Source organism: Arthrobacter echini (assembly GCF_008107445.1).
GTDB lineage: Bacteria > Actinomycetota > Actinomycetes > Actinomycetales > Micrococcaceae > Arthrobacter_D > Arthrobacter_D echini_A.
Genome location: NZ_VSLD01000001.1, coordinates 73,519 through 87,684, shown reverse-complemented (window position 1 = coordinate 87,684; position 14,166 = coordinate 73,519). Strand labels below are relative to the sequence as shown.

General features: G+C 69.8%; 18 protein-coding genes. 8 read left to right on the top strand and 10 right to left on the bottom strand.

Going from position 1 to position 14,166, the window contains the following annotated elements:
- Positions 1-36: 36 nt before the first annotated feature.
- Positions 37-1,086 (bottom strand): HoxN/HupN/NixA family nickel/cobalt transporter, encoded by a 1,050-nt coding sequence (locus tag FQ377_RS00395; RefSeq protein WP_222861815.1) that lies wholly within the window; start codon positions 1,084-1,086, stop codon positions 37-39.
- 124 nt (positions 1,087-1,210) lie between these two features.
- On the opposite strand from FQ377_RS00395, the gene mgrA reads away from it, so the two are divergent.
- Positions 1,211-2,257, top strand: a complete 1,047-nt coding sequence (gene mgrA / locus FQ377_RS00390; RefSeq protein ID WP_148599289.1) for an L-glyceraldehyde 3-phosphate reductase — start codon at positions 1,211-1,213, stop codon at positions 2,255-2,257.
- A 44-nt stretch (positions 2,258-2,301) separates the two neighbouring features.
- Here mgrA and FQ377_RS00385 read toward each other — a convergent pair whose 3' ends face one another.
- Both FQ377_RS00385 and FQ377_RS00380 read right to left on the bottom strand, forming a co-directional pair.
- A complete protein-coding gene (locus tag FQ377_RS00385) occupies positions 2,302-2,634 on the bottom strand; it encodes a cupin domain-containing protein (protein ID WP_148599288.1) in 333 nt (110 codons plus the stop codon).
- Between the two features lie 61 nt (positions 2,635-2,695).
- Positions 2,696-3,274, bottom strand: coding sequence for a GIY-YIG nuclease family protein (locus tag FQ377_RS00380; RefSeq protein ID WP_262364185.1), 579 nt, complete (start codon positions 3,272-3,274; stop codon positions 2,696-2,698).
- A 66-nt stretch (positions 3,275-3,340) separates the two neighbouring features.
- Here FQ377_RS00380 and alr point away from each other — a divergent pair, with 66 nt between their 5' ends.
- Genes alr through tsaD form a run of 5 tightly spaced genes read left to right on the top strand, consistent with a single transcriptional unit; the run spans position 3,341 to position 7,281 of the window.
- Positions 3,341-4,513 (top strand): alanine racemase, encoded by a 1,173-nt coding sequence (gene alr, locus FQ377_RS00375; RefSeq protein WP_148599287.1) that lies wholly within the window; start codon positions 3,341-3,343, stop codon positions 4,511-4,513.
- On the top strand, positions 4,497-5,048 hold the full coding sequence (tsaE, locus tag FQ377_RS00370; RefSeq protein WP_148599286.1) for a tRNA (adenosine(37)-N6)-threonylcarbamoyltransferase complex ATPase subunit type 1 TsaE: 552 nt from the start codon (positions 4,497-4,499) through the stop codon (positions 5,046-5,048). The genes alr and tsaE overlap by 17 nt, the downstream gene beginning before the upstream one ends.
- A gap of 9 nt (positions 5,049-5,057) precedes the next feature.
- Positions 5,058-5,738 (top strand): tRNA (adenosine(37)-N6)-threonylcarbamoyltransferase complex dimerization subunit type 1 TsaB, encoded by a 681-nt coding sequence (gene tsaB, locus FQ377_RS00365; protein ID WP_148599285.1) that lies wholly within the window; start codon positions 5,058-5,060, stop codon positions 5,736-5,738.
- Positions 5,735-6,199 (top strand): ribosomal protein S18-alanine N-acetyltransferase, encoded by a 465-nt coding sequence (rimI, locus tag FQ377_RS00360; protein ID WP_148599284.1) that lies wholly within the window; start codon positions 5,735-5,737, stop codon positions 6,197-6,199. The genes tsaB and rimI overlap by 4 nt, the downstream gene beginning before the upstream one ends.
- Positions 6,196-7,281 (top strand): tRNA (adenosine(37)-N6)-threonylcarbamoyltransferase complex transferase subunit TsaD, encoded by a 1,086-nt coding sequence (gene tsaD / locus FQ377_RS00355; protein WP_148599283.1) that lies wholly within the window; start codon positions 6,196-6,198, stop codon positions 7,279-7,281. The genes rimI and tsaD overlap by 4 nt, the downstream gene beginning before the upstream one ends.
- Before the next feature lie 4 nt (positions 7,282-7,285).
- Here tsaD and FQ377_RS00350 read toward each other — a convergent pair whose 3' ends face one another.
- The 6 genes from FQ377_RS00350 to FQ377_RS00325 form a co-directional block, all read right to left on the bottom strand.
- Positions 7,286-8,182 (bottom strand): sucrase ferredoxin, encoded by an 897-nt coding sequence (locus tag FQ377_RS00350; protein WP_148599282.1) that lies wholly within the window; start codon positions 8,180-8,182, stop codon positions 7,286-7,288.
- 10 nt (positions 8,183-8,192) lie between these two features.
- On the bottom strand, positions 8,193-9,320 hold the full coding sequence (locus FQ377_RS00345; RefSeq protein WP_148600016.1) for a cupin domain-containing protein: 1,128 nt from the start codon (positions 9,318-9,320) through the stop codon (positions 8,193-8,195).
- 74 nt (positions 9,321-9,394) lie between these two features.
- A complete protein-coding gene (locus FQ377_RS00340) occupies positions 9,395-9,652 on the bottom strand; it encodes a BatC protein (protein ID WP_148599281.1) in 258 nt (85 codons plus the stop codon).
- 128 nt (positions 9,653-9,780) lie between these two features.
- The gene (locus FQ377_RS00335; RefSeq protein ID WP_148599280.1) at positions 9,781-10,182 is read right to left on the bottom strand and encodes a nuclear transport factor 2 family protein; all 402 of its coding nucleotides are present in this window, start codon (positions 10,180-10,182) and stop codon (positions 9,781-9,783) included.
- A gap of 33 nt (positions 10,183-10,215) precedes the next feature.
- Entirely contained in the window at positions 10,216-10,503 is a 288-nt protein-coding gene (locus FQ377_RS00330) for a hypothetical protein (RefSeq protein WP_148599279.1), read from the bottom strand.
- 99 nt (positions 10,504-10,602) lie between these two features.
- Positions 10,603-10,908 (bottom strand): hypothetical protein, encoded by a 306-nt coding sequence (locus FQ377_RS00325; protein WP_148599278.1) that lies wholly within the window; start codon positions 10,906-10,908, stop codon positions 10,603-10,605.
- A gap of 88 nt (positions 10,909-10,996) precedes the next feature.
- Here FQ377_RS00325 and FQ377_RS00320 point away from each other — a divergent pair, with 88 nt between their 5' ends.
- The gene (locus FQ377_RS00320) at positions 10,997-11,593 is read left to right on the top strand and encodes a maltokinase N-terminal cap-like domain-containing protein (protein WP_148599277.1); all 597 of its coding nucleotides are present in this window, start codon (positions 10,997-10,999) and stop codon (positions 11,591-11,593) included.
- 20 nt (positions 11,594-11,613) lie between these two features.
- On the opposite strand, the gene ptsP is transcribed toward FQ377_RS00320, so the two are convergent.
- The gene (ptsP, locus tag FQ377_RS00315) at positions 11,614-13,290 is read right to left on the bottom strand and encodes a phosphoenolpyruvate--protein phosphotransferase (protein WP_148599276.1); all 1,677 of its coding nucleotides are present in this window, start codon (positions 13,288-13,290) and stop codon (positions 11,614-11,616) included.
- Positions 13,291-13,408: 118 nt separating this feature from the next.
- Between ptsP and FQ377_RS00310 the strand changes: the two genes are divergently transcribed.
- The gene (locus FQ377_RS00310; protein WP_148599275.1) at positions 13,409-14,137 is read left to right on the top strand and encodes a TetR/AcrR family transcriptional regulator; all 729 of its coding nucleotides are present in this window, start codon (positions 13,409-13,411) and stop codon (positions 14,135-14,137) included.
- Positions 14,138-14,166 lie beyond the last annotated feature (29 nt).

Sequence of the window (14,166 nt, the reverse complement as noted above, 5' to 3'; positions counted from 1 at the left end):
GACGTGGCGGGGTCCTCCCACGTGCCGGCGAGCGGATCAGGTCCGTTTCCGGGCGTTCCCCACGATCACCGCAGCGACCCAGGTCATGGCGAACAGTCCGACGACGACGAGGCCGAAGTTCTCCAGGTCTACCCCTCCGATCCATGCGAGCGGGCCGGAGTCGACGTCGAGCAGGGCACTGACCAGTCCGCCGAGGATCACGAGGGCCACGATGAAGGCGATGGCCACCGACACCGACGTGACGATGTAGTTGTACAGGATCTTGCGGGCGGGCTGCTGGAAGGCCCATCGGTACACGCGACTCATCAGCAGCCCGTCAAGACTGTCGAACAGCACCATTCCGGCAGTGAACAGCAGGGGCAGCACCATCACCGCGTACCACGGCAGGGTGACCGCGGCACCCCCGGCGACGACGAACAGTCCGATCGTGGTCGCCGTGTCGAAACCCAGCCCGAAGAGCACGCCCAACGGATACATCTTCCACGGCCGGTCGATCCGGCGGGCGAGCGGTCCGACCAGCCGATTCAGTAGCCCCCGTTTGTCCAGGAGCGCATCGAACTCCGCGCCGTCGTAGGTGCCCGCCCTCAAGCGCCGGTGCGCCCGATGCACCCCTGCGAGGGAGACGAGATTGATCATCCCGATGAGGAGCAGGAACAGTCCCGAGACGGCGGGTCCCCAGATACCGGTGAACTGCTGCAGGACAGAACCGTCGTCCCCGAGCTGACCCGCCAGGAGATTCAGGCCGGCACTGAGCAGCGCGACGGTGAGGATCACGACGGTCGAGTGGCCGAGCGCGAACCAGAACCCGGTGCTCGCGGGACTGCGCCCGGCGGTCGCGAGCTTCCGCGTCGTGTTGTCGATGGCCGCGATGTGGTCCGCGTCGAAGGCGTGCCTGACACCCACCAGGTAGGCCGTGACAGCCAGTCCGACGCCGAAGATCGTTGCGCCGTCGTCCATCGCGAACCGCTGCGGCCGCACGACGGCGAAGAACGTACCCCACCCGAGCACGTGCAGAACGACGATGGTCAGCACGATTCCCGGGACACGCCAGGCCAGGCGCCCTGCAGTCATCACTCGTTCGGACACGGACACCCCTTGCTCACCCGGGACGGTCGCCGGGGACAGGACCGTGGTGCGGCCCTGCCCGGTCATGCCCACTGTCCAGTGCCCGGTGATGAATGACAACCCCCGGCCCGCCTAGGATGAGGAAATGACCTACCATCCTGCCGACGACCGCTACGAGAAGCTGCCCTATCGACGCGTAGGACGCAGCGGGCTGCACCTGCCTGCCGTCTCCCTCGGGCTGTGGCACAACTTCGGTGACGACAGGGCTTTCGCGACGCAGCGGGACATCCTGCGCCGGGCCTTCGATCTCGGGGTGACGCACTTCGATCTCGCGAACAACTACGGACCGCCCTACGGCAGTGCGGAGACGAACTTCGGACGCCACCTCAGGGACGATTTCCGGCCCTTCCGCGACGAGCTCGTCATCTCGAGCAAGGCCGGGTACGACATGTGGCCGGGACCGTACGGCAACCTCGGCTCCCGCAAGTATCTGCTCGCCAGTCTCGACCAGTCGCTCGAGCGGATGGGCCTCGACTACGTCGACATCTTCTACAGCCACCGGCCCGATCCCGGCACTCCGCTGGAGGAGACGATGGGGGCCCTGGACACGGCGGTGCGGTCCGGGCGAGCCCTGTACGCGGGCATCTCCTCCTACTCACCGGAGCGCACCCTGGAGGCAGCGGCGATCCTCGCGGATCTCGGCACACCGCTGCTGATCCACCAGCCCTCCTACTCGATGCTCAACCGCTGGACGGAGAACGGTGAGCCGAATCTGTTCGAGGCACTCGAGCGGGTCGGCGCCGGATCGATCGCCTTCTCGCCGCTGGCGCAGGGCCTGCTGACCGACAAGTACCTGCACGGCGTCCCGGAGGACTCGCGTGCCGCCGCCGGCACGTCCCTCTCCGAGGACCACCTGTCCCAGGACAATCTCGACCGCGTCCGCGGGCTGAACGGTATCGCGGAGAACCGCGGCCAGAGTCTGGCGCAGCTGGCCATCGCCTGGGTCCTGCGCGAGCAGACGAAGGGGACACCCGTGACCTCGGCGCTGATCGGCGCCTCGAGTGTCCGTCAGCTCGAGGACAGTCTGGCCGCGGCACGGCAGCTCGACTTCACCGAGGAGGAACTGCGGGCCATCGACGAGTTCGCCGTCGAGTCCGACATCAATCTCTGGGCCGCTGCCCTGAAGGCCTGAGCCTGCCGCGCCCCTGACGGCCGGGACTCCCGGCCGTCAGGGTGTCAGGCTCGCTTGGCCACCGACAGCAGGACCACCGAATCCTCGTCGGCCTCCAGGGAATGACGGCGCTCGGGCACGATCAGGAGGTCCCCGGCCGAACCCTCCCACTCGTCCGGGTCCGCGACGAGTCGCACCCGCCCGCTCAGGACGTACACGGTGGCCTCGCCGGGGTTCCCGTGCTCGCCCAGCGCGGAGCCGCCGCGCAGGGCGATCACGGTCTGGCGGAGAACGCGCTCGTGCCCGCCGTACACGGTGCTGGCACTGCGGCCGCTGGTACCCGTGCGTGCCGCGTCGAGCTGGTTCCGCGCGAGGGCGGTGAGGGACATCTTCTGCATGGCACGGCTCTCTTCCTCGGGGGTCGCTGATGTCCGACAGTAGCGCACGCGCTCCGGGGGATCAGCCGCGCAGGGCCGCCGCCTCACCGAGCCAGCGCAGGTACAGCGCCCAGGGATCGTCGACGCCCGCGGAGAGCCGACGCACGTGCTCCGAGAGTTCCGGCGAGGCGTCGAACCATTCGGAGGTGCCGCGCCGCCAGGCGGCGAACTGTCCGTGACGACGGCGTTCGACGAGCCGGTCACCCCGCTCGAACGCGAGGAGCTCGTCGTGCCGGATGCGTCCCAGCCGCTGGCGCGGGTTCGCCGTCGTGCCGATCTTGATCCGGTCCCGGAAGCCGAGGTAGTAGACCACGTCGACGCGCGGGGGAGGAAGGCCGTCGTCGAGCACGTCGCCCACGCGCCATTCACAGGCTGCACAGACCCACCCGCTGGGATAGTGGACTCCGAGCCGGGAGCCGCAGGCACGGCAGGCGCCCGGCAGCAGATCCGTCGTTCCCCACTGCGCACCGGCCCACTCCGCCACGATCGCGATGTGCCCGGCGCAGAGGCCGAAGGGGCCGTCCCCCACGGAGTTGCCGCAGGGCGTGCCGTCGTCACCGGGCAGGACACACCCCGGTTCGGGGAGGATCGGATCGAACACGCCTTCGATCCTTGCGGCCGGGGTTCGCAGACGCAAGCCCGCCACAGCCCCCGGCAAGCTGGCAGAATGGGGCGGGTGACCTTTCCCGAGCGCGCTGTGGAGATCGACCTCGATGCCCTGCGGCACAACGTCCGGCACCTCCGCGATATCGCTGATCCTGCGCGTGTCATGGCTGTGGTGAAGGCCGATGCCTACGGGCACGGCGCGGTGCCCGTGGCCCGGGCCGCCCTCGAGGCCGGAGCCGCCTGGCTCGGCGTGGCACATATCAGCGAGGGCGTGGAGTTACGCAGGGCAGGCATCGAGGCCCCCGTCCTCGCCTGGCTCCACACACCGAGCTCGGATTTCGTGGCCGGGGTGGAGCACGGCCTCGACCTCGGGATCTCCGGATGGGAGCTCGAGCACGTCGTCGCCGCCGCGCGCGAGCTCGAGCGACCCGCGATCGTGCATCTCAAGATCGACACGGGGCTGGGCCGCAACGGCTGCCCGCCCGAGAAGTGGGACGAGCTGCTCCGCCGGGCCGTCGGCTACCAGGACGAGGGCGTGCTCCGCGTCGTCGGGGTCTTCTCCCACCTCGCTACCGCCGACGAACCCGCCCGTCCCGAGACGGACCGGCAGGTCCAGCTGTTCCGCGAGGCCGTCGCGGCGGCCGAACGCGCGGGGATCGCCGTGGAGGTGCGGCACCTGGCCAATACGCCGGCCACGTTCTCCCGGCCCGACTGCCACTTCGACCTCGTGCGCGTGGGCCTGGGTATCTACGGACTCTCGCCCTTCGCCGATCAGGACTCCGCCGATCTCGGCCTGCGGCCCGTGATGACCTTCAGCACCACCGTCTCCACCTGCAAGGAGGTGCCGAAGGGGCAGGGCGTGTCCTACGGCCACGCCTACCGCACACACCAGGCCACGACCCTCGGCCTCGTCCCCGTCGGGTACGGGGACGGCGTCCCGCGAATCGCCACGGGGGCGCCAGTGCAGGTGGGCGGGCGGATCTATCCTGTGATCGGGCGGATCGCCATGGACCAGCTCGTCATCGACTTCGGCACCACGGGGTTGCTCGATACGCCCGACAGTCCCGTGGGACGCCGCGCCGTGCTGTTCGGCGGAGGTGACGCTCCGGCGGTTGAGGACTGGGCCGCCGCCGCCCAGACCATCAACTACGAGATCGTGACACGGATCAGCGACCGCGTGGAGCGCGTCCATCTCCATGCCGATACCGGAGTGGGCGATGACGGTCTCGCCTGAGTGGACCCGGGTGCACGAGATCGGGTCGGCGGCTGAGCTGAAGGCCTTCGCCGGGCGCCTGGCGCCAGCGCTCCGGCCCGGTGATCTCGTGGTCCTCGCAGGAGCGCTCGGGGCGGGCAAGACTACCTTCACGCAGGGCCTGGGCATCGGTCTGGGTGTACTGGACCGCATCATCTCGCCCACGTTCGTCCTCGTCCGCCAGCATTCCTCCACCGGAGACGGACCGGGGCTCATCCACGTGGACGCGTACCGCCTCGGAAGCGCCGCGGCCGTGGACGACCTCGATCTCGAGGCGACGATGCCCCGGAATGTCACGGTGGTCGAGTGGGGTACCGATCGCGTGGAGCACCTCAGCAGCAGCAGGCTGCACATCGACATCACGCGCCCGCCGGGCACGGACGGAACCGGGCCCGGAGGCGCCGGGGCGCCGGTCACGGCGTTCGACGACGACGGCGAGGACGAGGTGCGCAGCATCACCCTCGCGGGGTTCGGCGAGCGTTGGCGTGGAGGGCCGCCCGCGGTGTCCCTCGACTAGGATTGCCGGGTGCTTCTCCTCGCCCTCGACACCTCCGCCGCGGCCACCGTCGCGCTCGTGCGTGACGACGTCGTCGTCGGTCGGTTCGCCAGTGCTGACACGCGCTCGCACGCCGAAGTCCTCGCTCCTGCTGTGCGGGGGGTGCTCGCCGATGCCGGCGTGGCGGGCCCCGAGCTCGACGCGATCATCGCCGGGGTGGGCCCCGGCCCCTTCACAGGTCTGCGCGCCGGACTGGTGACCGCGCGGACGCTGGGCTTCGTCTGGGGCGTGGCACTGCACGGCGTCATGAGCCTGGACGCCCTGGCCTTCGACGCGGTGGCAGGCAGCGCAGCCTTGCCGGGCGCGGAGTTCCTCGTGGGAACGGACGCGCGCCGGGGCGAGGTCTACTGGGCCGCGTACCGTGCTCCCGCGCAGGGCGGCATCCTGCCGGAGCTGCTGGACGGACCGCACGTGGGCACGGCGGCGGCGCTGCCGGGGAGCCGACCGGTCATCGGGCGCGCCGCCGGTCTGTATCCGGAGGATCTCGACGGAGTGCCCGGATTCACGACGGCGGACCCCGATGCCGCGTCCCTGGGGCTCGTCGCCCATGCCAGACTCCTCGCGGACCGGTCACTGCTGGACACCTCACCGCTGTACCTGCGGGAATCGGATGCCCAGGTACCCGGACCGCGAAAGCGGGCGACGGCGTGAGCTTCGTCCTGCGGGACCTCGCGTACGAGGAGATCGAGACCATCGGGATACTGGAGAACGAGCTGTTCCCCGCAGATGCCTGGCCGCTCGAGCTGTTCTACTCCGAGTTCTTCCAGCCGGACACACGGCGCTACATCGTGGTGGAGGTGGACGGCGAGGTTGTGGGCTACGCCGGTCTCATGGTCATCGACACGACGGCCGACATCCAGACCATCGGGGTGCTACCGCGCTTCGAGGGGCAGGGGATGGGCCGCGCCATGCTCACCGAGTTGCTCGGAGAGGCGCGTCGCAGGGGAGCCACGACCGTGATGCTCGAGGTCCGCGCCGACAACCCCCGTGCGCAGGAACTCTACGCCCGCTACGGCTTCCGGAAGATCCACCTGAGGAAGAAGTACTACCGCGACGGCGTCGACGCATGGGTCATGCAGCTCGTGCTGGCCGAGGAGAAAGAGACACCGTGACCACGGCAGAACCCCTGATCCTGGGTATCGAGTCCTCGTGCGACGAGACCGGCATCGGCATCGTGCGGGGCACGGAACTCCTGACCAACACCGTGTCCTCGTCCATGGACGAGCACGTGCGCTTCGGCGGCGTCATCCCCGAGATCGCCTCGCGTGCGCACCTCGAGGCCTTCGTGCCGACGCTGCAGGCCGCCCTGACGGACGCCGATGTCTCGCTCGCGGAGATCGACGCCATCGCCGTCACCGCCGGGCCGGGACTCTCGGGCGCGCTCATGGTCGGTGTGTCCGCCGCGAAGGCGCTCGCAGTCGCGACCGGAAAGCCGCTGTACGCGATCAATCACCTGGTGGCGCACGTGGGCGTGGGACTGATCGGACGGCCGCCGGCCGGCGGACTCCCTCCTGCCCTCGGCGCGCTGCTCGTCTCCGGTGGCCACACCGAGATCCTGCGCGTGGTGGATATCGCGGGCGACGTCGACCTGCTGGGGTCCACGATCGACGATGCGGCAGGTGAGGCCTACGACAAGACGGCACGCATCCTCGGCCTGGGCTATCCGGGTGGTCCGGCGATCGATCGCCTCGCGGCCGACGGAGATCCGAAGGCCATCCGCTTTCCCCGCGGGCTCTCGCAGCCCAAGTACATGGGCACGGCGGAAGTGCCGGGCCCGCACCGCTACGACTGGTCCTTCAGCGGGCTCAAGACGGCGGTGGCCCGCTCCGTGGAGCAGTACGAGGCGGCGGGCCTCGACGTGCCGGTAGCCGATATCGCGGCGTCGTTCCAGGAAGCGGTGGTCGACATCATCACGGCCAAGGCCGTACTGGCCTGCACGGAGCACGGCATCACCGAGCTGCTGCTCGGCGGCGGTGTGGCTGCCAATCGGAGACTGCGCGAGCTGACGCAGGAACGGTGCGAGGCGGCGGGGATCACGCTCACGGTGCCGCCCATCCCGCTGTGCACCGACAACGGCGCAATGGTCGCGGCGCTCGGCGCGCAGCTCGTGATGAGCGGTCGGAGCCCGAGCGGCATCGCCTTCGGGACGGACCCGTCGCTGCCGGTCACCACAGTTGTCCTGCCGAAGGTCTGAGAACTCACACCTTCCGGACCGACACCAGTTCGTAGTCGATGGCCGAGCTCGGCTGCGCGCCGCGGCACGTGAGCTGACGTGGCGGGGTCCGGTGAGCCTGCACCTCGACCTCGACGTCGGTCAGCTGAGCCGGCCGTCCCGTCAGCCGGACACGCCAGGTATCGGCGTCACGCACGGATCCGGTGACGATGTAGTCATTGCGGCCGGCCGGACCGACGTGCTCGAGCGCTCCGGCGATCGCTGCCTGATGCGGTGACGGAAGATCGGTGTAGCCGCGCAGATGGTGGGCTTCGATGCGGTCGGCGAGATGGCCCTCGACCACACCGACGGCGGATTCCTCGTCGAGATTGCCGTAGTAGACGCCATCGGGCGCCACCACCACGGTGGCAGCGAATCTGTCGCCTCCCACGTGCGCGCACTCCCACACCAGCTCCGGCCAGCGCTCGCCGAGGGCACGTCCCACCGGCCGGCCCCGCACCGAGCAGCAGACGTCGTGCTGGCCGTGCGTGCAGACCAGGATGACCGGAGAATGCCCGAGCTCACCCGGTACCTCCAGCGCCACGGCAATCTCGGCCAGGTCCTCATCGCGACTCCACGTACCCCACTGTTGGCGGTACGCGCCGGTGGTGTCGTGACGCAGGACGGCCCAGCGGCCCGATCCGCCGTGTGTTCGACGACCGGGACGTCTCATGAGGAGGATTCGTGCCCGCTGGGCCTGCGCAGCCGAGAACACCCGTGCCTTCGTTCGCGGGTCCAGGTCGAGGCCGTCGAAGCCGTTGGGGGGCCATCCTCCGCGATACTCGATCAGGACCCAGACCAGGCCGCGCGGTGCCGTGCCCGCGATCGGGTCGGCCCGTTCGCGGGCGGCGTTCGAGCAGAAGAAGCGGACTGCGCCGGGCACCGCCCCACCATCACCGGTCAGCAGGAATCAGCACCCCGGCACGCATCAGGCGTTCCACGAGCTCGACGCCGAGATCTCCCGCTACGTGCACCTCGCCGCCGAGCAGGCGGTCCACCGACTCCAGTTCCGCCTCGCTGAACTCCAGCCAGCCCACGCGGGTGGTCAGACGTGATCCTTCCAGCCGTGCCTCGAGCGAGTCGCGGAGCCGCACGAGGCTGGCGGGCCCCAGGTCCCTGAAGGAGCGAAGCTGGGCCAGAGGTCCCAGCGGTGCCGGCCGGGCCTGGCTGCGCCGGGTCCGGTGGAACAGGGGTGCGGAATCCGCCGATGAGACGGCTGCGCGGAGCCGCTCGCGGATCAGGTCCAGGTCAGCAGCGGGCCCGGCGACGCCGAGCGGCAGCGTGGCCCGCATCTCGGGGTCATCGCGGAGCTCTGCAAGGGCAGCCTGAGCGAGCTGCTCCGCCAGGGCATAGCGGGTCCAGCTGTGGATGCCGAGTGTGAGATGGATCGATACCTCGCCCTGGGCCTGTGCGGCGTGCAGCCACCCCCTGGGGAGGTACAGCACATCACCGGGTTCGAGGACCGTATCGATGAAGGCCTCGCCCGTGGCCGCCTCCGCCACAGTGGAGCGGCGGTCGGTCCATGGCTGTTCCCGCAGTGGATCAGTATGTACGGGCTCGTGGATGATCCACCGCTTCGTGCCCTCGATCTGCAGCACGAAGACGTCGTGGACGTCGTAGTGATCGTCGAAGCCGCGGTTCTGCGGCGGCGTGATGTACGCGTTCGCCTGGACCGGGTGACCGAGCTCACCACCCAGCCGTGCGCTGAAGTCGGCGATCGGGTTCCAGGTCCGGTGCAGTGCCTGGAGCACCAGCGTGGCCCCGTCCGCGAATTTGCGCCAGAGCGCGGTGTCGTCGAGTTGGTCGGAGATGGTTGCGCCGATCCCCGCGCCGGAGGTGAAGGCCGAGTCCGGAAGCGTGGTGCCGTCCTTGGCCACGCGGAGGAACGGTGCACGCAGTCCGCGCCGTGAGACGAGCTCATCGACGGCCTCGGCAGAGAGCAGATCGGAGAAGTCGCCTGCCGATCGGGTCACCAGGGCTGTGCGCCCCCACACCTCGCCGGCGAACGTCTCGCGGTCCATGTCGATGAGGCGGGTCTCCAGGACGCCGGCACCGGTGACGGCGTCGGCGTCCTGGAGCTCTGGACGCGCAGGAGTCAAGGGCGGTTGCCCTCGTCCGCAGCTCCGTCGGCTCCGCCGTCGTGTTCGCCGGCTACGCCTGCCGCACCGCCGTCCGCGGGGCCTTCGGCAGCTCCGTCGGCGCCGCCGTCGTGTTCGCCGGGTACGCCTGCCGCGCCGCCGTCCGCGGGGCCTTCGGCAGCTCCGTCGGCGCCGCCGTCGTGTTCGCCGGGTACGCCTGCCGCGCCGCCGTCCGCCGGGCCTTCTGTGTTACTGAGATCCTGGTCGTCCGCCATGCTTCCTCCTGAGAATCGACTGACTGCGCAGGGCGCCGTTGCTGCCCTGTCCCGGCTCAGCATTTCTGCTCGCCTCTCGCAAGACTAGCGAAGAGCACCGACCGTGGGAACAGGCACCACAGGGCTGCTCAGGAGGGGAGATCGCCGACGTCGACGTACTTGCGCCGCCAGCCGTGCCCTTCCTCGCCGCCGTACAGGGTCCAGTACTCGCGCCCCGAGGTGATGACGCCGTCGATCACCGTCCAGATGGACACCACGCGGAAGATCCCCACGTCCTCCTGCGGCACCTGGACCTCCGAGACCACCGTCTCGCCGGCGTCGTAGACGTTCAGGACGTCGATGCTCCACCCGTTCGGGTACTCGGAGTTCACCGCGACCATGTTGTCGCGTCCCCGGATGATCTCCCGCGTGACGGGCCAGAAGACCTCGACGTCGTCGGCGAGTGTACGCCCCACGCCGTCCCAGTCCCTGCTCCACACCGATGCCCAGTACCGCCGGACCACCTCGACTGCTTCAGTGCGTGCTTCCATAGGCCGATGCTACCGGCGCGGGCAGGGCACCGGTCAGGTATCCGGGGCAGCCCGGCGGATATCGCGGCGCGTACATTGATCGGCGCGGACCCAGGCTTCCCGGGCGATGGAGAACTCGATCCACTGCGCCAGCACCGCGGTGGCGGTCCACGCCATGGCGAAGCCGCGCACTCTCTGCCGGGAACCGTTCGGGTACTCGAGCTCGACCCACAGGGCCGGCGACGGCGCGATGGACTCCGTGACGCCCTCGGTCGGGGTCCGGAGCTCAACCGGCGGAGTGAACTCGTGGGTGGTCGGCGGCAGCCCATGCCATCCGGCCACCTCAGGCACGCGCACCCGGAACCGTGCGCACGATCAATTCGTCCATGCGGCCACTGTACGAGGGCGGGCGGGAGCCTGCGGTCCGTCAAGCGCTGACGCTCACGCCCTACCCACGGCAGGCGGGATCGGCCGGGGCAGGGTACGACGTCGGCAGCACGTGGCGAGCACCCAGGCCTCGCGTGCACGGGAGTATTCGATCCACTGCGCCAGGACGGCGGTGCTGGTCCAGGCCATGGCGAAGCCCTTCATGGTGCGGCTGGAGCCGTCCGGGTAGCTGAGCTCCACCCACAGGGCGGGCGAGCGCAGCGGCAGGGTGATGCGGTGCGCGGGAGCGTCGAGCTGCAGCGGGGCCACGTATCGGTCCATGCCCGGCGGGATGCCGTGCCACCCTGGTCGTTGAGCCATGCGACGAGAGTACGGGCGCGGGCCGACATCCTGGCTGGGCATGTTCCGCCGCAGGACCCGCCGGGAGGGGTACGCCTAGGGTGGGAGCATGGCCTTCATCTACGACGTACCCCTGAACCCCTCCAAAGTGGACGTGCTGCTGCCGTGGCTGCCCGGTCAGCCCTGGGCCAGGGGTGTCAGCGCCCCCGAGCAGCTCGCGGCGTACCGCTTCGACGATCCTGCCGGCGAGGTGGGCGTGGAGACGCTGCTGGTCAGGGACGGCGAGACCCTGGTGCAGGTGCCGCTGGCCTACCGTGGTGCTCCGGTCGCCGAGCTGGAGGAGTACCTGATCGGGACCATCGATCACCCCGTCCTCGGTCAGCGGTGGGTCTACGACGCAATCGGTGATCCGGTGTATCTGGCGGCCATCGGGGACGCGGTCCTCGCCGGTGCGGCACAGGCCGAGCAGTTCCACGAGGTGGACGACGAGATCGTCCGTATCGAACCGACCCTCGCGCTCGAGTGGAGCGCAGGGGACCACGAGCGCGCCCCCGTGACCGCGGGGACCGGCGTCGTCGAACTCGTCACGCCCCGGGAGCCCGTCCTGCTGTTCCGACGCCTGGATCCCCGCGCAAAGGTCCTGGGCCGGGACGCATTGCTCGCCGTCGTCGACGACCTCACGGTGCAGCTCGCCGCTGCCGGGTAGCCCGGCGCGGCACCTTGCCGCTACAGGCCGAGCTGCTCGAGGATCGGCAGTTCCGCCCGCGTGCGGGCCCGGGCCTCGGCGGCGGTCGGTGCCGCGAGCGCTATGCCGGCGATGCGCTCGGCGTCGGCCCGCGTGACACTGTTCAGGACGGCGCCCACACCGGCCAGGGCGCGCGGGGTCATCGACAGTGTCGAGACACCCAGCCCCACGAGCACGACGGCGAGCGCGGGATCCGCGGCCGCCTCACCGCAGATACCGACCGGCTTGGCGTGCCCCTCGGCAAGGGATCCCTCCACCGTGAGGTGCACCATGCGCAGGAGCGCCGGCTGCCACGAGTTGTTGAGGGCGGCCAGGGAGCCGAGCTGGCGGTCCGCCGCCATGGTGTACTGCGTGAGATCGTTGGTCCCCAGGCTCGCAAAGGACACCTCCGTGAGGATGGCCTCCGCCGTGAGGGCCGCCGACGGGACCTCCACCATGACCCCGGGTGTCCGCAGGCCCGCCGTCGCGCACAGGGCGGCGAAATCCGCTGCCTCCTCCGCGGTGGAGATCATGGGTGCCATGACCCAGACATCGGCGGTGGCCTGCGCCGCGGCATCGGCGATGGCCATGAGCTGACGCGCGAGGACGCCCGGTGACGTGAGATCTGTGCGATAGCCCCGCACGCCGAGGGCGGGATTCGGTTCGGTGGTGTCGGTGAGGAACGGCAGGGGCTTGTCCGCACCCGCATCCAGGGTCCGCACCACCACCTTCTTGCCCGGGAAGGCGTCGAACACCCCGCGGTAGGCCTCCATCTGTTCCTCCGCGGTGGGTTCGGTGTCGCGTCCCAGGAAGCAGAACTCGGTCCGCAGCAGACCCACACCCTGCGCCCCGGCCGCCGCAGCCTTCACGGCGTCCTTCGCTCCGCCCACATTGGCCAAAAGCGGGACCTCGTGCCCGTCCGCGGTGATGCCCACGCCGTCGAACACCGTGAGCGCCTCGGCGGCAGCCCGGTACTCCGCCGCAGCGGCTTCCTCGTCGGCCCCGGGGTCGAGGGCGATGGTGCCGGCGGCGCCGTCGACGAAGACAGATGCACCCTCCTCGATACCGTCCACCCCCGACGCCGCGACGACGGCCGGGAGCCCCAGGGCGCGGGCGATGATCGCCGTATGGGACTGCGGTCCGCCGCCCGAGGTGACGAGGGCGAGGACCATGGCCGGATCGAGGGTGGCGGTGTCGGCCGGGGCCAGGTCCTCGGCAATGAGGACGAAGGGCGTGGTGGAGGAGGGGATACCGGGTGCGGGCAATCCGCGGAGCTCGGCGACGAGACGGGAGCGGACATCGAGCACATCAGCGGTGCGCTCCGCCATGTACCCGCCGAGGTTGTGCAGCATCTCCGCCACGGATGCGCCTGCCTCCCAGACCGCTCGTTCCGCGGAGACGCCCTTGGCGATGAGTTTCTTCGCCGACTTCAGCAGCATCGGATCAGCCGCCATGAGGGAGGTGGCCTGGAGGACCGCCCGCGCGTCGCCGGTCGCGGCCGCCGCCCGGCGCTTGAGCTCCTCCTGGACGGCCTTCGAGGCCGCCGCAAGGGACTCGGAGGCTGCTTCCGGGGAATCGTTGCGCTCATCGGCCGGCGGTTCGCCGACCGCCTCCGCCATATGGCGCACCGGCCCGATCACTCGTCCGGGGCTGACTCCCACACCTGCGAAATTGCTCATCGAATGTCCTCGTTTCCCTGCCGGTGATGCTCGCGGTCCATGATCATTGTGCCCTGTGTCATAGGAATTTGTGTGACCCACTTCATATAGCGCCGTTATAGGTGCTACCGTAACAGCCATGAAATCCACGGGCGACCCGGCGCCGAAACTTCGGCTGCTGCGGGCGGCGGCGGCGCTGCTTGCCGAATCCGACGGCGCGTCCGTCTCCACCCGACAGATCACCGAAGCCGCCAAGGTGACCGCACCCACCCTCTATCACCACTTCGGCGACAAGGAGGGCCTGTTCGACGCCGTCGTGGCGGAGGGTTTCGCCGAGTATCTCGCCGCCGAGCGGAGTATCCCCGCATCCGGACAGCCGATCGAGGATCTCCGGCGGCACTGGGACAACCACGTGCAGTTCGGGCTCGACCATCCTCAGCTCTACCTCGTGATGTTCGGCAACATCCGCCCCGAACGGAGGCCCTCGACGGTGGCCACGGCGGAGGCCTTCCTCGAGGAGGTGCTGCGCCGCGCTGCTGCAGCGTCCCGACTCGTGGTCACGCCGCACGAGGCAGCACGCAGCATCCTCGCCGCGAACATCGGCGTCACACTCATGCTCATCTCGGAGACGGCCGAGAAACGGAGTCTGGAACTGTCCGTCATGACCCGCGAGGCCGTGCTCTCGGCTGTGGCCACGGATTCGGAGGCCGATCCCGTGACCGACACCGAGGGGACACCGGCTGTGGTGGTGGCAGCCATCGCACTGAACGCCGCGCTGCAGTCCTCCCACCCCGATCAGCTCTCCGGTCCGGAACTCAAGCTGTTCCTCGAATGGCTCCACCGGATCTCCAGCAGGTCGGGAAGCTGATCCATCCCGCTCATCCATCCCTCCCCACA